The sequence below is a fragment of the Faecalibacterium sp. HTF-F genome (assembly GCF_023347535.1).
Taxonomy (GTDB): Bacteria; Bacillota; Clostridia; order Oscillospirales; family Ruminococcaceae; genus Faecalibacterium; species Faecalibacterium wellingii.
The window spans coordinates 726,053-741,948 of the sequence record NZ_CP094473.1; the positions used below are offsets into that span (position 1 = coordinate 726,053).

The 15,896-nt window shown below is 52.9% G+C and carries 11 protein-coding genes, 4 tRNA genes, 3 rRNA genes and 1 pseudogene; 10 read left to right on the plus strand and 9 right to left on the minus strand.

Features of this window, described 5'->3' with window-relative positions; translation table 11 throughout:
• Positions 1-140 precede the first annotated feature (140 nt).
• From MTP37_RS03395 to MTP37_RS03425, 7 genes are all read left to right on the plus strand, one after another.
• Positions 141-1,651: ribosomal RNA gene (locus tag MTP37_RS03395) — 16S ribosomal RNA — on the plus strand.
• A gap of 119 nt (positions 1,652-1,770) precedes the next feature.
• Positions 1,771-1,846: transfer RNA gene (locus tag MTP37_RS03400), tRNA-Ala, on the plus strand.
• A 3-nt stretch (positions 1,847-1,849) separates the two neighbouring features.
• Positions 1,850-1,926 (plus strand) — tRNA-Ile (locus MTP37_RS03405).
• 207 nt (positions 1,927-2,133) lie between these two features.
• Positions 2,134-4,968: ribosomal RNA gene (locus tag MTP37_RS03410) — 23S ribosomal RNA — on the plus strand.
• 128 nt (positions 4,969-5,096) lie between these two features.
• Positions 5,097-5,213 (plus strand): 5S ribosomal RNA (gene rrf / locus MTP37_RS03415).
• Together the 16S, 23S and 5S rRNA genes with 4 tRNA genes alongside form the textbook arrangement of a ribosomal RNA operon.
• Positions 5,214-5,220: 7 nt before the next feature.
• Positions 5,221-5,295: transfer RNA gene (locus tag MTP37_RS03420), tRNA-Glu, on the plus strand.
• A 3-nt stretch (positions 5,296-5,298) separates the two neighbouring features.
• Positions 5,299-5,374, plus strand: a tRNA-Lys gene (locus tag MTP37_RS03425).
• Between the two features lie 162 nt (positions 5,375-5,536).
• Here the strand turns inward: MTP37_RS03425 and MTP37_RS03430 are convergent.
• The 5 genes from MTP37_RS03430 to MTP37_RS03450 all read right to left on the minus strand — a co-directional run bounded on the left by MTP37_RS03430 (position 5,537) and on the right by MTP37_RS03450 (position 11,029).
• Positions 5,537-6,925, minus strand: coding sequence for a site-specific integrase (locus MTP37_RS03430; protein WP_249238207.1), 1,389 nt, complete (start codon positions 6,923-6,925; stop codon positions 5,537-5,539).
• A 15-nt stretch (positions 6,926-6,940) separates the two neighbouring features.
• Positions 6,941-7,255, minus strand: a complete 315-nt coding sequence (locus tag MTP37_RS03435) for a helix-turn-helix domain-containing protein (RefSeq protein ID WP_249238208.1) — start codon at positions 7,253-7,255, stop codon at positions 6,941-6,943.
• Between the two features lie 42 nt (positions 7,256-7,297).
• A complete protein-coding gene (locus MTP37_RS03440; RefSeq protein WP_249238209.1) occupies positions 7,298-8,563 on the minus strand; it encodes a plasmid recombination protein in 1,266 nt (421 codons plus the stop codon).
• Positions 8,564-9,030: 467 nt separating this feature from the next.
• Positions 9,031-10,347 carry a DNA primase family protein gene (locus MTP37_RS03445; protein ID WP_249238210.1) on the minus strand — a complete coding sequence of 439 codons (1,317 nt, stop codon included), beginning with the start codon at positions 10,345-10,347 and terminating at the stop codon, positions 9,031-9,033.
• A 73-nt stretch (positions 10,348-10,420) separates the two neighbouring features.
• The gene (locus MTP37_RS03450) at positions 10,421-11,029 is read right to left on the minus strand and encodes a CHC2 zinc finger domain-containing protein (protein ID WP_249238211.1); all 609 of its coding nucleotides are present in this window, start codon (positions 11,027-11,029) and stop codon (positions 10,421-10,423) included.
• 248 nt (positions 11,030-11,277) lie between these two features.
• Here MTP37_RS03450 and MTP37_RS03455 point away from each other — a divergent pair, with 248 nt between their 5' ends.
• The 3 genes and pseudogenes from MTP37_RS03455 to MTP37_RS03465 form a co-directional block, all read left to right on the plus strand.
• A complete protein-coding gene (locus MTP37_RS03455; protein ID WP_249238212.1) occupies positions 11,278-12,108 on the plus strand; it encodes a helix-turn-helix domain-containing protein in 831 nt (276 codons plus the stop codon).
• A complete protein-coding gene (locus MTP37_RS03460) occupies positions 12,092-12,496 on the plus strand; it encodes a sigma-70 family RNA polymerase sigma factor (protein ID WP_249238213.1) in 405 nt (134 codons plus the stop codon). Before MTP37_RS03455 ends, MTP37_RS03460 begins: the two co-directional genes overlap by 17 nt.
• 40 nt (positions 12,497-12,536) lie before the next feature.
• A pseudogene (locus tag MTP37_RS03465) lies at positions 12,537-12,776 on the plus strand (RNA polymerase sigma factor); the annotation flags it as partial.
• 51 nt (positions 12,777-12,827) lie between these two features.
• Here MTP37_RS03465 and MTP37_RS03470 read toward each other — a convergent pair.
• The 4 genes from MTP37_RS03470 to MTP37_RS03485 are packed head-to-tail and all read right to left on the minus strand — an operon-like array spanning position 12,828 to position 15,851.
• Positions 12,828-13,937, minus strand: coding sequence for a recombinase family protein (locus MTP37_RS03470; protein ID WP_249238214.1), 1,110 nt, complete (start codon positions 13,935-13,937; stop codon positions 12,828-12,830).
• On the minus strand, positions 13,894-14,721 hold the full coding sequence (locus MTP37_RS03475) for a ParA family protein (RefSeq protein WP_256469131.1): 828 nt from the start codon (positions 14,719-14,721) through the stop codon (positions 13,894-13,896). The genes MTP37_RS03470 and MTP37_RS03475 overlap by 44 nt, the downstream gene beginning before the upstream one ends.
• A gap of 4 nt (positions 14,722-14,725) precedes the next feature.
• A complete protein-coding gene (locus MTP37_RS03480) occupies positions 14,726-15,592 on the minus strand; it encodes a DUF6017 domain-containing protein (protein ID WP_249238216.1) in 867 nt (288 codons plus the stop codon).
• Positions 15,593-15,596: 4 nt separating this feature from the next.
• Complete coding sequence (locus tag MTP37_RS03485) at positions 15,597-15,851, minus strand: SPFH domain-containing protein (RefSeq protein WP_249238217.1); 255 nt, start codon at positions 15,849-15,851, stop codon at positions 15,597-15,599.
• Positions 15,852-15,896 lie beyond the last annotated feature (45 nt).

Here is a 15,896-nt window from a genome sequence, read left to right on the forward strand (position 1 = left end):
TGAACAATATCGAAAAACTTGTAAGGAACCTTTATGTGTTTGGAAAAACACTTAAAACAATTCCAAAAGTAATTCACACAGGACGCAAGCGATTGCGTGCTGAGCGAACAAGATTTAACACTTTTAAGTGATAAATATCATTTATAAAGAGTTTGATCCTGGCTCAGGACGAACGCTGGCGGCGCGCCTAACACATGCAAGTCGAACGAGCGAGAGAGAGCTTGCTTTCTCGAGCGAGTGGCGAACGGGTGAGTAACGCGTGAGGAACCTGCCTCAAAGAGGGGGACAACAGTTGGAAACGACTGCTAATACCGCATAAGCCCACGGCTCGGCATCGAGCAGAGGGAAAAGGAGTAATCCGCTTTGAGATGGCCTCGCGTCCGATTAGCTAGTTGGTGAGGTAACGGCCCACCAAGGCGACGATCGGTAGCCGGACTGAGAGGTTGAACGGCCACATTGGGACTGAGACACGGCCCAGACTCCTACGGGAGGCAGCAGTGGGGAATATTGCACAATGGGGGAAACCCTGATGCAGCGACGCCGCGTGGAGGAAGAAGGTCTTCGGATTGTAAACTCCTGTTGTTGGGGAAGATAATGACGGTACCCAACAAGGAAGTGACGGCTAACTACGTGCCAGCAGCCGCGGTAAAACGTAGGTCACAAGCGTTGTCCGGAATTACTGGGTGTAAAGGGAGCGCAGGCGGGAAGACAAGTTGGAAGTGAAATCTATGGGCTCAACCCATAAACTGCTTTCAAAACTGTTTTTCTTGAGTAGTGCAGAGGTAGGCGGAATTCCCGGTGTAGCGGTGGAATGCGTAGATATCGGGAGGAACACCAGTGGCGAAGGCGGCCTACTGGGCACCAACTGACGCTGAGGCTCGAAAGTGTGGGTAGCAAACAGGATTAGATACCCTGGTAGTCCACACCGTAAACGATGATTACTAGGTGTTGGAGGATTGACCCCTTCAGTGCCGCAGTTAACACAATAAGTAATCCACCTGGGGAGTACGACCGCAAGGTTGAAACTCAAAGGAATTGACGGGGGCCCGCACAAGCAGTGGAGTATGTGGTTTAATTCGACGCAACGCGAAGAACCTTACCAAGTCTTGACATCCCTTGACGATGCTGGAAACAGTATTTCTCTTCGGAGCAAGGAGACAGGTGGTGCATGGTTGTCGTCAGCTCGTGTCGTGAGATGTTGGGTTAAGTCCCGCAACGAGCGCAACCCTTATGGTCAGTTACTACGCAAGAGGACTCTGGCCAGACTGCCGTTGACAAAACGGAGGAAGGTGGGGATGACGTCAAATCATCATGCCCTTTATGACTTGGGCTACACACGTACTACAATGGCGTTAAACAAAGAGAAGCAAGACCGCGAGGTGGAGCAAAACTCAGAAACAACGTCCCAGTTCGGACTGCAGGCTGCAACTCGCCTGCACGAAGTCGGAATTGCTAGTAATCGTGGATCAGCATGCCACGGTGAATACGTTCCCGGGCCTTGTACACACCGCCCGTCACACCATGAGAGCCGGGGGGACCCGAAGTCGGTAGTCTAACCGCAAGGAGGACGCCGCCGAAGGTAAAACTGGTGATTGGGGTGAAGTCGTAACAAGGTAGCCGTAGGAGAACCTGCGGCTGGATCACCTCCTTTCTAAGGAGTCAGGCGAAAGAGCGACATCAAAGATGACGATCTTTCGGACAGGTTTGAACGAGTAGAGTAGATATTGTTCGATTTTGAGGGCCCTGAAAAGGGAACTCAATTCCTAATGTGGGGGTTTAGCTCAGCTGGGAGAGCACCTGCTTTGCAAGCAGGGGGTCAAGGGTTCGATTCCCTTAATCTCCACCACATGGGCCAATAGCTCAGCTGGCTAGAGCACACGACTGATAATCGTGAGGTCGATGGTTCGAGTCCATTTTGGCCCACCATGTGATGGAAATCAAAGTACCGGGAGACCGGGCTTTGAGCAACATCACCAAGACGTACCTTGAAAACTGAATAATAACTGCGAAACAAAGATTATAGTAAGTTCTTTTTTAAGAAATATTACAATTTCAAAAGGAAGGGTAACAATAATCTTCGTTGGCAAGAGAGAATCAAGAGGATACCAAATGTTCTTGAAAGAACGTTTGAAAGGTCAAGCGAACAAGGGCGCAGGGCGAATGCCTTGGCACTGGGAGCCGATGAAAGACGTGATAAGCTGCGATAAGCTTCGGGGAGCTGCAAATAAGCATTGATCCGGAGATTTCTGAATGAGGAAACTCACCTGGGTTCATACTCAGGTACGTTATACTGAACTTCAAAATAGGTATATCGAGGGAACCGCCTGAACTGAAACATCTAAGTAGGGCGAGGAAGAGACATCAAACGAGATTCCGTAAGTAGTGGCGAGCGAACGCGGAAGAGGGCAAACCGAGAGTAGAAATACTTTCGGGGTACGGAGCGCATTTAGGACTTAAGTTGTTAACCGAACGGCATGGGAAGGCCGGTCAGAGAGTGTGAAAACCACGTAGGTGAAAACGACAAGAGCCGAGCGAATTCCAGAGTACGGCCAGACACGTGAAACCTGGTCGGAATACGGGGGGACCACCCTCCAACCCTAAATACTACCCAGTGACCGATAGCGTATAGTACTGTGAAGGAAAGGTGAAAAGCACCCCGGGAGGGGAGTGAAAAAGAACCTGAAACCCTGTGCCTACAAGCACCTAGAGCGCGTCAAAGCGTGATAGGGTACTTTTTGTAGAACGGTCCGGCGAGCGATTGTATGCAGCAAGGTTAAGGACTTAAGGTCTGGAGCCGAAGCGAAAGCGAGTTTGAAAAGGGCGTTAAGTTGCATATAATGGGCCCGAAACCGGGTGACCTACCCATGGTCAGGTTGAAGTGGAAGTAAAATTCCATGGAGGACCGAACCGACCTCCGTTGAAAAGGCGGCGGATGAACTGTGGGTAGCGGAGAAATTCCAATCGAACCCGGAGATAGCTGGTTCTCCCCGAAATAGTTTTAGGACTAGCCTCAAGTTAGATACCTGGAGGTAAAGCACTGAATAGCCTAGCGGCCGAGAGGTTAGCGAAGCTTATCAAACTCAGAATGCCAGAGTATTGATGCTTGGGAGTCAGACAGTGTCAGATAAATGTCATTGTCAAAAGGGAAACAGCCCAGATCTACAGCTAAGGTCCCAAAGTCAGGTTAAGTGGAAAACGATGTGAAGATACGCAGACAACCAGGATGTTGGCTCAGAAGCAGCCACTCATTCAAAGAGTGCGTAATAGCTCACTGGTCGAGCGTCTTTGCGCGGAGAATTTAACGGGGCTAAACCTGACACCGAAGCTTAGGCAATACAGCAATGTATTGGGTAGGGGAGCGTTGTATACGCGGTGAAACAGTAGCGTAAGCGGCTGTGGAGTGTATAGAAGTGAGAATGCCGGAATGAGTAGCGCGAATGCAGTGAGAATCTGCATGGCCGAAAGCCTCAGGTTTCTGGAGGAAGGTTCGTCCGCTCCAGGTTAGTCGGGAGCTAAGGTGAGGCCTAACGGCGTAGCCGATGCACAGACGGTAGAGATTCCGTCACCACCAAAAGAGTTAAGCACAGGGACACATATGAAGTCTCGGAGCCGGGTGTTGGTTCCGGTAGCGATCGAGGGAAGTTAGTACCGAAGTCCGGGATGGAAGATGGCGAGAAAAGCTGTGTGTATTTCTGCGGTGCCCGTACCGCAAACCGACACAGGTAGGTAGGAAGAAGATTCTAAGGCCAACGGGAGAAGGGTTGTTAAGGAACTCGGCAAATTGACCCCGTAACTTCGGGAGAAGGGGTGCTGCAGCAATGCAGCCGCAGAGAATCGGCCCAAGCAACTGTTTACCAAAAACACAGGTTTGTGCTAAATCGAAAGATGACGTATACGAGCTGACGCCTGCCCGGTGCTGGAAGGTTAAGAGGAGATGTGCAAGCATTGAATCGAAGCCCCAGTGAACGGCGGCCGTAACTATAACGGTCCTAAGGTAGCGAAATTCCTTGTCAGGTAAGTTCTGACCCGCATGAAAGGCGTAATGATTTGGGCACTGTCTCAACAGCCCGCCCGGCGAAATTGTAGTACCGGTGAAGATGCCGGTTACCCGCGACAAGACGGAAAGACCCCATGGAGCTTTACTGTAGCCTAATATTGGGTTTCGATGTTGCATGCACAGGATAGATGGGACACTGGGAAGCAGGTGCTTTGGCGCTTGTGGAGTGGCCGTTGGGATACCATCCTTGCGATATTGGAATTCTAACCTGCGCCTTTGAATCAAGGCGGGGGACATTGTTAGGTGGGCAGTTTGACTGGGGCGGTCGCCTCCTAAAGAGTAACGGAGGCGTTCAAAGGTTCGCTCAGCTTGAACGGAAATCAAGCAAAAGAGTGCAAACGCAGAAGCGAGCCTAACTGCGAGACTGACGGGTCGAGCAGTAACGAAAGTTGGAGTTAGTGATCCGGTGGTATGTGAGTGGAAATGCCATCGCTCAACGGATAAAAGTTACCCTGGGGATAACAGGCTGATCTCCCCCAAGAGTCCACATCGACGGGGAGGTTTGGCACCTCGATGTCGGCTCATCGCATCCTGGGGCTGTATTCGGTCCCAAGGGTTTGGCTGTTCGCCAATTAAAGCGGTACGCGAGCTGGGTTCAGAACGTCGTGAGACAGTTCGGTCCCTATCTGTCGTGGGCGCAGGATATTTGATGGGAGCTGTTCCTAGTACGAGAGGACCGGAGCGGACGTACCTCTGGCGCACCAGTTGTTCTGCCAAGAGCATAGCTGGGCAACTATGTACGGATCGGATAAACGCTGAAAGCATCTAAGCGTGAAGCCGACCCAAAGATAAGATATCCCATTGTTTCAAACAAGTAAGACCCCTTGAAGACTACAAGGTTGATAGGCACGATGTGTAAGTGGAGCGATCCATTCAGCAAGCGTGTACTAATAGGTCGAGGGCTTGACCACAATTCGCTTGAGACTCTCAAGAGTCAACGAAAAAATGTCAGCAGTGATTATTCAGTTTTGAAGGCACGTCCTTCTAAGAAACACTGGACAAAGTACGACATATATGTTATACTGGGCCAGTCAGATCGGTCGGTGTCAATGACGGTGAGGTTCCACCTGTTCCCATTCCGAACACAGAAGTTAAGCTCACTTGTGCCGAAGATAGTTCGCTGGAAACGGCGCGTGAAAATAGGTAGTCGCCGACTTTTATATGGCCCGTTGGTCAAGCGGTTAAGACAGAGGCCTCTCACGCCTTTAACATCGGTTCGATTCCGGTACGGGTCACCATATGCACCTCTAGCTCAGTTGGTAGAGCAACTGACTCTTAATCAGTGGGCCCAGGGTTCGAGTCCCTGGAGGTGCACCAAATTTTGAACGTCAAATCGTAAGATTTGACGTTCTTTTTTGTTATGTAACCCCGAAAAATCGGGGCCTGCACGGTCAATGCACGGTTTTTGCACGGTTGGCTTTTTCATAGGAATCCTCTGCATAGGCTGGAATTGCTTTGAAATGCGTGGTAAATTTTGCATCAAGTCAACAGAGCCAGACGGAGCTGAGCCTTTACTTCGGGGTCTGCATTCTTCAGCAGTTCCAGCAGAGCAGTCATAGAGATGGTCGGTTCGCCTGCGGCGGGTACAGCCTGCGGGCTGGGGCTTTCCTGTTTAGCATAGAACCCTTCCTCGAACTTCCTGCCCAGTTCTACACGAGAGGACTGCTGGATATGGGCGTAGGTGTTCACCAGCATATCTGCCGTAGCGTGTCCTGTGGTGCCTTGAACGGCCTTCACATCGCCGCCGGAGATCATCAGCTGATAAGTCGCACTGGAATGCCGCAGACCGTGGAACACAATACGAGGGAACTCCGGGTGTGCATCCTGCCATTTGAGGAACTTCTTGCGAATCAACACAGGCTCTACCGCCAGACCGTTGGGCAAACGGAACAGCATTCCACTGTCATGGTAACGTGTTGGGTCTTTCCTCTCGTCTGCCGCCAGCTGCTTCAGCCACTTCTTCAATTCCTCTTTCAGAGCAGAGGTCATGAAGATGGTGCGGCAGGAAGACGCCGTTTTGGTACTCTTCAAAATGAGGGAAGTAGTGCTGCGTTCCAGCTTGTCCGGGAATACCTTGATGATGCAGCCATCGTCCACTTGGTTCAGGGCTTCTTTCCGCACCCGCTGCATGGACTTGTTGATACGGAAGGTTCCGATGCCATCTGCTGCGTCAAAATCAAGATCTTCCGGGGTCAGACCTACGATCTCGCCCTCTCGCAGCGCGCCCACCAGCGTCAGGTGGACTGCCAGATGCAGGATAGGGTCCTCCATGCTGTCCAGAGCCGCCCGCATTTCCTTTACCGTCCAGATGGTACGCTCCTGCGTGGACTTCTTGGGGCTGTCCACAGGAACAGGACTTTTGACAAGAATGCCCCATTCCACGGCATACTGGAAGGCAGTGCCCAGCAGCCGATGCACCTCATGGATTGTCGTGCCGGAAAGGAATCGCAGCTTCTGCTTTTCGGTCAATTCCTGCTTCTTTCCCTCGATATACGAACCGCAGGGCGTTTTGCTCAGGGTCGTGTAGAGGTTCTCCATGTGGTAGGGCTTGAGCTTCTGCATCTCCATGCTGCCGATATAGGGGACGATCAGGTTCTGGATGGTGGATAGATTGGATTCGTAGGTCTTGGGTGCCCACTTGTGCTTGCTGCACTGCTTGGGCAGCCAATCCATCAGGAACTCTGCCACCGTCACCGAGGACGGAATCAGAAAAGTGCCAACCGCCAGTTCATGCTCGATCTGCTTCTTTCGGTTCGTTGCCTCCACCTTGGTGGGAAAACTTTCCCATTTGTCACAGTTCTTGCCGTGTTCATCTTCGTAGGTGTAGCGGACGCTGTAAGAGTTGCCGCGCTTCGTAATATATGCCATACTGTTGCCTCCTTATCAAGCTGCCCGGTAGAGCCACGCATCGAAACTGTCTTTCGGGACACGGATGCTTCCGCCTACCCGTAGAACACGGAATTCGGTGGTGCTGTTGCACAGGTTGTAAGCAGAGCGCAGGCTGATGGCCAGCATTCGTGCGATCTTTTCCACCGTATACACCAGCTTCGTGGTTTTCGGGCTGTCAGTCGGAGACTTGACGGCATTGGTTTGAGTGACCACCTCCATTGTAGTGGGATTCGAGTCCTTTTGCAAGAACTTATTCGTATAATCGGAAGATTGCACAGGGACGGTCATAGAATTACGGTCAAAATCCATAAGCATTTCTCCTTATATTGTCATATCATCTAAAAATTCAGCTTAAAGTTCTACATCCTGCCCGCGCTTGCGGTTTTTCTGCGGCACATTCATGGTGCGCTCCTGCTTGGGAGCAAGAATCTTTTCGAGAAAGCCGCGCACCAGTTCAGGCGCACGGTGTAGCGCATCCAGATAGGGCTTCACTTCGTACCACAGGTCGTGGTACTTGTTGCTCCAACGAACGGCCTCCTTCTTGGCGGTGGAAAGTTCTTCTTTCAGGCGGCGGTTCTCCACGTCCATCATATAGCCATGGTCGGCTTGCTTTTTCAGCTTGGAAAATTCTTCTTCGGTCAGCGAGTAGTTACCGAGAAAGGTGCGCTTGCCAATATAATCCAGATCGTGCGCATGAATGAGGGCTTCTTTCGTGAGCGTGGTCTTTTTCTGAATGGAGGCAAGTTCTTTCTCCTTTTGGGAGAGAGCGGTGCTGGTTCGGGCAAGCGACTGTTCTTTCTGGTCGATTTGAGAAGTCAGGCTGTCCAGACGCTCCTGCTCCCGCTGGACTTTGAATTGGGTGACGGTCAGGTGTTCTTCAGTGCTGCCACGCTCACCGCGCTCTACATCCGTGTACCCGGCATTGCGCATATAGTTGAAGAAATCGTCTTGCAGGACACTGTACGACTTCTTCAGGACTGGCTTGCCGTTCTTTTGCAGGACAGGCTTTCCGGCATCGTCCAGCAGGGGCTTGGAAGCCCACTTCTTGCTCCGGCTGACCTGCATGACGGTCTCCTTGACTGTGCCCACCAGTGCCTTGTCCTTGCAGCGTTTCGACCACAGGATTTGCTTTTCCACGACAGGTACATAGACCACATGGAGATGGTAGTTGTAGACCTCCCGGCCTAGTGCTTCGGTCATGGCGCGGTTGATCTCGTCGGCGTGCATGACTGCCGAGAGGATATACTGCTCACCACCCACGATTTGCACAGCAGCTTTGTAGGCATCCGCATAGAATTGCTTGGCGAACTCGTAGCCACCGTGGTTGTCAAAGTAGGCTGAATTGACATCAAAGACAAGTTCGCAGTAGTGGGTAGCATCCGGCTTCAAGCCGCGCGTGGAGATGGTTTCGGCGGCTTCCAGTTGGGCGAATAGGTCGGTGTAGCTGGCGGCAGGCTTCTTGAAATGGACGTTCCATGCAGCGCGCTGGGGGATAATATCGGGGTTCCGATAGCTGTCCTTTTCACGCTCATTGTGCTGCTGGGTGTTGCCAACAGCCTTGTCCGAAACGGCAAGGTTTCGGACACTGGTGCGGTCAACGCCATCGTTTCTTGCCAAAGGGCATCCCTCCTTTCGGGGTTCAGAGGAAGGTGACGGGGACGGAGATGCACTTCCCCGGAAGTGTAATAACCTACTATGACACTTTCATCCCTATGGGCTGCAAAGTGTAGTGGGCTCTTCGAGGACTCTCCGAGGGGGAACGTCTCCTGCGGAAGAGTTAATCGAGTTCACGTTTGCGAAGCAATGAAAGCCCCAGTGGGGCTTTTAAGTGACCGAACGGTCTTGCGCCAGCAAGATGGAGGGGCCTCGCCCCGACAAGTTCGCACAATGCGAACTTGATTGCTCCGTACGCATCTGAAAAAATTGCGTACGGACTTCAAATAACCTGTACGGTCTGTACGGCGCACAGAAATCCAAAATACAAACGATAACACGTTTAAATTCTATTCAATTCGCCGTACGGATGCGTACAAGTACAGACCGTACAGGTTGTACGAACTTCTTCCGTGAAAAAAATGCACTTTTTACGGGCAGGGGTGGACAAGCGGCTCGATGCCTACAAAACCCCGCACCCTGCGGCCACCGGGCAGGTAGATGTTGTTGGTGGCTTCAAGGTTATAGCGGCGGTCATTCTGGCGCAGTTCGGCGCTGAAACGGATCGCCGATACGCTGTGGCAGGCGTTGTCCTCGCACCACTGCTTGTAAATGTCGTAGAACTCCTTGGAGCTGATGGAGTAGTCCGCCTTGAAGCGGAAGTAGCCTTCGGACTCCATAAAGTCGATGACATTGTTGCTGCTGCGCTTGATGGTGTCCACGTTGGCGGCGGCTCGTTCGCTGACCGTGAAGCGGAAATCGTTCTGCACCAGCCGGTGCAGCCCTTCCAGACACCAGAGCAGGATGCCTTCCAACTCGGCGCACATCTTCTCCACAAGGAAGGGGTCATCCGTGCGGTCGGCAGGCTTGTCCTTAGTGGTCAGGATAAGCTGGCGGCGAAAGAAACCGTCCGAATGGTCATACAGCGAGGTCAACGCACCGTTGCCGAAGCAGAGGAACCGGGCGTAAATGTCCCGCTGGTAGCTCTGGACACCCTTGCGCTCCAAGTCCAGCTTGGCTTCGGCGGTGACGATGGTCTTGATATAGTTGGTCTTGGGCAGGGCGTTCATATCCATATCATCGTCGATCATCAGCAGGCGGCGTTCCAGATCGGCACGGGCAAAGCGGTTGTTTTCCACTTTCTGGACGCTGCCGTTGCTGGCGGCATCTCCCATGAGTCGCTTGAGCACCAGCCCGATGCGGGACTTGCCCTCGCCGCCCTTGCCGACAATGAGCATCATCTTCTGCCCTTTGGTGCTGGGGATCAGGCAGTAGCCCAGATACTCCTGCAAGGTGGGAATGTCAGCATCGTCCAGCAGCTCGTGCAGGAAAGTTAGCCAGCGGTCAGGGCTGGCGGCTTTGGGGTCATACCTCACAGGTAGGCGGTTCTGGCAGAACAGGCGGCTCTCCTGAAAAGAGCCGTCCGGCAGATGGTACACGCCGTTCTGGAGGTGGATGCAGTCCTGCTCGATGGGGAACGGGTCGGAAAAGGCCAGCAGCTTGATGGTCTCCAGAATGTTGGTGACCTTTTTGGACAGGCCGGAGGTGACATATTCCTCGATGTTCTCCAAGATGCGCTGCTTGATCTCGCTTTCGTCCTCTACCGGGCCGTCCAGCGTGTACAGCGTACCGTTGACGCATTTCAGCGGCCACTGTTCCAGAAAGGCACGGCCAAACTGGACTTCATCGATCTTCTTACCGTTGTGCCAGTCCGGCCATAAAGGGTTGCGGGAAATGTTCTTCTTCATGTGGTGGTTCTCCTTTAAAAAAGTAAAGTGGTGATTATCATAATGATAAGCACCACTTTAGGTGAATGAATCGTCAGGCGCACTTTGCCAGAGCAAGGCGGTCGGTGCGCTCCTCCAGCATCAGCAGGTACGACCCGGACAGCAGCTGTGCAGCGGCAGCGGCCTTCTGCTGGGGCGTCCCAAATGCAACGCAGTCCGTCAGGTGCTCGATGGTCTCGGTCGTGTGGAGGGCTTCCACGAACCGCTCGTCCAGCGGTTCTTCCGGGCTGGCGGACTTGTAATGCTCTCGCCAGTCGTGCAGCAGGTCAAGATAATCGGTCAGCACCCGCAGGCAGTAGGCGATGTCTGCCCACTGCTCGTCCGTCAGGCCACGCTTGGGCGGCGGCAGGGCGATGGCATTGGCGGGCGGCTTATCCGGGTCAAGCCCGAAGTCACTTACAAGCTTCTCGGCGGCTTGCCGGGGGGTCAGGTCGAACAGTTTGGCGGTGAGGTCAATGGCATCTCCGTTGGCTCCGCAGCCAAAGCAATAATAATAGGTGTCGTTCAGCTTCATACTGGGGTGGTTGTCGGAGTGGAACGGACAGCACACCATGCCATGGCGGTCTAGCTTCATACCATACATTTCTCCCACCTGCCGAACGGTGATGGCGGACTTGACAGTTTGATACAGGCTCAAGGGCATTCCTCCTTTGTTTCGTGCGTTGCACCAGAGTCCCTAGCGTGGGAACTCTGGTGTTTTTTGCTTCCTGCCTGAATATACGGAAAATTTTGCAGGAAAGGCGAAAAAGCGGCAGAACTGCAACGGAAAAAGAAAAAAGCCCTTACTGGTTGCAGGGTTGCAACAGCAAGGGTGGAGAGGTGACCGTATATTGAACAAAACGGCAGAGCGTATTATAATGAGGAAAAAGATCAAAAAGGAGGGCCGACCACATGGCACAGGAATATCTGCCCGCACCGTCCAACGTCCGTCTTGCGGACTTGATGAAAGAGCACAATATCAGCCAACCGGAGCTTGCCAAGGAAATCGGCTGCTCCAAAAGCACCATCAGCCGCTTCATCAGCGGCGCAAAAGGGACGCTGACCCATGAGCAGGTGCTGAAAATCGCAAGGCTGTTTAATGTGTCCACGGATTTCCTGCTGGGAGAAACCAACATCCCCGACCGCAAAAATTACGACATTGCCGAACTGGGCTTGTCCGTAGAAGCTGCAAAGAACCTCTACACAGGGCGTGTCAATACAGAGGTGGTCAACCTGCTGTTGGAAAACGCCCGCTTTGCAGAGCTTACTTACCGCATAGCGCAGTATTTTGATGATACCTTTGCATCCGGTATCGCGGCACAGAACGCCATGCTCACGACATTGAGCACCCTGCTGCGCACAAAGGTCAAGACCCCGGAAGCAGCCAAAGCCGCAAAGGACATCAGCCTTCGGAGAAAGCCGGTGTACCAAGGCGACCTTGATGATATTGAAATGTACTTCATGGCGGCAATCAAGGAAATCAAAAAGGGTATCGGGAGCCATTACGCCGAGCAGGAAGCCATGAGCAAGAAAGCGGCAGAGAAAATGTTCACCGAATTGACCAAAGGGCAGGATGTGCAGCACCCAACGATTACGGCAGAGCAGTTGACAGATGCAATGTTGGACAGCGTTTCGGGTATGGAAGGAGCCACGCCGGAAGCACTGGAACAGCTGCGAAGCGGTCTGTTGGAAATCTTGCGGTCTGCCGCAGAGCAGGAAAACGCCCATGAAGCAGACGAATGAACGGCTTTGTGCGCTGGCGCAGAAAGGCGATGCTGCCGCGCTGGACAGCCTGATCGACAACAACAAGTCCTTTATTGGCAAGGTGGCAAATGACCTTTTCCGCAGCATGAATCTGGCACAATCCGGCCTGAACCTTGACACGGACGATTTGAAACAGGCAGGGAATATGGGCTTGTGGAAGGCCGTGCCAAAGTTCGATGCAGCGCGCGGCATGAAGTTCTTGACCTACGCAGCTCCGGCCATCCGCAACGCCATGATGGACATGGTGCGGGATGCCTTTGCCGCTTTTGAGCAGCGGATGGTGACGGAGGACAAGGACGGTATCTGCTACCAGCGCGTTTCGCTGGACGATGTTCTGCCGGGAGAGGAACAACTGCGGCGCATATAATACCTACAAGCGGCTGGTCTACCATACCGCTTACAAAATTATGGGCGATTCATATCTGGCAGAAGATGTGCTGCAAGAGGTTTTTTTGTACGTTGCCAAAAATTTTTCTAAAATTCATCGAGAAAACTGTCACGAACTCGCCGCTTATCTCGTTAGTTGTAGTAGAAGCCGTGCATACGATATGCTTCGCAAGCAGCGAGAAGAACCATTAGAAGAAATCCCAGACGTGCCAGATGATGCCCCGGTGCCGGATGATGCAGTAGTCAGCACCGATAACATCCAACACCTGACAGAACTGATCGGACAGATGAAACCAATGTATCGTGCCCCACTACGTCTTTTGGCAATGCCCATCGGCGTAGGTGTGTGTCCGTCCGCTGCTGGTCAGGCTCAAGCGGTTGCCGCAGTGACCGCAGTAAACCAGCCCGGTCAACAGGGCTTTGGAGCTGGTGCCCAGTGAAGTGCCGCCACGCTCACAGGTGCGTGCCTGCCGCAGTTCCTGTGCCTGCTCGAACAGTTCTGGTTCGATAATGCGGAGCTGCGGACACTCCGTCTCCACCGCACCGTTGATGAGGTACCCCGTGTATCCTTTATTCTTGATCATCCGAACGATGCTGGTGTTGGGGATATTTTTGTTGTTCCGTCCTACGACTCCCTGTTCATAAAGATAGTGGCTCAACTTCTGTGCGCCGTAGCCCTCGTAAACGTACTTGTGGAAAATCAGCCGGACGATCTCAGCTTCTGCTTCGTCAACCACAAGGTCGCAGACTTCCTGATTCTTCTTGTTCACCCGACCAAGGCGGACACGCTTGTAGCCGTAAGGCACGGTGCCGCCCGTGTAGTGGCCTTCCCCGGTGAGCTGTTCCAGCCTTGTCCGGGTACGGACGGAGGTTTTCAGGCTCTCGCCGGATGCCTGCCAGTAGCGGATGTAGTTCATCAGCTTGTCCACATGGGTGTCAAACCGCTGCTGTCCCTCGTTCACGCTCCAGACCTCGATGCCCTGCTTGGTGAACCACTCCACAATAAAGGGCGTTTCATCATCACGGCGACCGAGACGGTCAAACATGAACACCAGCAGAATGTCAAACTTGCCCTCCATCGCGGCCTGTTGAATTTTCTGGAGTTCGTCACGCTCTTTGGCAGATTTTTTGAAGCCGGAAACGCCTTTTTCGGAAAATTCCTTGACGATCTCCCAGCCCTGACTTTCTGCAAAGTTGCGGCAGGCTTCTTTCTGCATGGGGATGTCGTCTTTCTCGACCTGTCCCTTTGTCGAAACACGGTATAAGGTATCCAGAACCTTGAAAGGGTGGTTGGTGAAGGGGTGCAGCTCGTCAATGGGAATTTGCTGTACCTGCTCCCGCTGTTCCTCCTGTCGGTTTTCCTCGGTGGAAAACAGGTCATCTAGCCCTTTCAGAGCTAAGTTTTCGCTGTCGATCGGCATCCGCCTGCACCTCCCTTGCAAGAGATTTGTAGGCTTCTGCCACCTTACCCTTGGGGTCATAGGCAAAGATGCTTTTGCCTGCCGCACTGGTTTCTGCCGCACGGACAGACCGTGGGATGGTCTGCTCAAACACCTTCAGGTGCTTTCCGTATATCTGCCGGATCAGATTGCTGATCTGCTTTCCGTAGTTGGTGCGGCTGTCGGTCATGGTCAGCAGGATGCCTTCGATTTTCAGTTTGGGGTTGATTTGCCGACGAACCTTTTGGACGGTCTGCAAAAGCTGTTCCAGACCTTTTGCGGACAGGTATTGCGCCTGTACCGGAATCAAGGCAGCGTCTGCCGCCGCCAGTGCGTTGATGGTGAGCATCCCCAGCGAGGGCATACAGTCCAGCAGAATAAAATCGTACTCCCGTTTGGCACTGTCCAGCACCTGCTTGAGTATCTTTTCCCGGTTCATGCTGTTTACCAGCGCCACTTCCAGCCCTGCCAGTTCGATGTTGGCAGGGATAAGGTCAACACCCTCTGTGTGGTGCAGAATGCCCTCGCCGGGCTGGATGGGCTGGTCGTTCATGGCTTTTGCCATCAGGGTGGAGAGGGTGGTAGGCAGTTCATCGGGCTGCTGCCAGCCCATGCTAATGGTCAATGACCCCTGTGGGTCGGTGTCCACCAACAGGACTTTCTTGCCCTCCATTGCCAGCCCAATGCCCAGATTCTCACAGGTGGTGCTTTTCCCCACACCGCCTTTTTGATTGGTGACTGCGATAATCGTAGCTTTCTTTGCGATAACATCACCCCGCTTTCGGTGAACCACGCGCAAAGTCGTGGTTCGTCTTGTTCTGATAGTAGAGGTTCATGGTGGTGGGCGCGTTGTAGAGCATCGCCAGCAGATACTGCTTCATGTTCCGCACCGGGGCGGTGTTTTCTGCCAGAGAATCTAGCACGAAACGGATGTGGTCAGCATTCAGCTTTTTCAGCCGACTGCGTACCACCTCGGCAGGTTTGTCATCTCCGGCAATCCGCAATATCTTGCGCTTGGTAGAGCAGGTATCCACAAACAAGTCCACGATCTGATAGATGGTGTCCTCATCATCCGGGCAGAGTCGGAGCAGAAGTTCTACCTCCAATGCCTGATAAAAATAATCCTCAAGCTGCTCCCGGATGCCCTCGGAGTAGATAGGGTCAGGATCGTTCCACTCTGTCTTATTCTTATCAGTCTTATTTGCTTGCGGTTTTGGCTGCTCCAGAATTGCGCTTTCGGCAGCACCAGAATTGCTGGTTGGGCAATTCTGTACTTGCGCTTTTGGCAGTCCAGACGAAAAGTCCTTGACGTAGACGAGGCTGGGTCTGCCCAGACCACGGCGTTTGCGCTCAATGAGGTCGATGTCCTCCAGTTCTCGGAACAGCTTGACCGCCTTGTGCTCGGCGCAGCAGAGGGATTCCTGCACTTCCCGGACGGTGTAGATGATATACACGCGCCCCTGCTCGTCCAGCCAGCCGTTCTTTGCAGACAGGCTCATACGGTCCAGCAGGATGCCGTACAGTGTCCGGGCATCGGTGGAAAGCTGCCGGAAGCGGTGGTCTTGGAACAGTGCTTTCGGGATGCGGAAGTAGGAGAACAATTCGCCCGACTGACCGTAGAAGTAGTCGTAATTCATGGTATTAACGAATCATCAGCTCACGGTCTGCGGCACCTTTCATATACATGGCTTCCGCGATGTCATCCATCACCCGGAACAGTGCATCATCCAGTTCAAGATACTTCCGCCCCAGCTTTTCATCCAGCAGCCTCCGGAACTCACGTTCAATTTTGTCACGCTCGCAGGCAACTCGCTGATAGCGAGATGTCTTCATTAGCTCCGTCCATATTGGACGTACCATTTTGTCGTAGTAGTTCAGCATAAAGTCTTTATCCATTGGCATCCTCCTTTTGATTTTACATATAAAAATTGCGGACAGCCA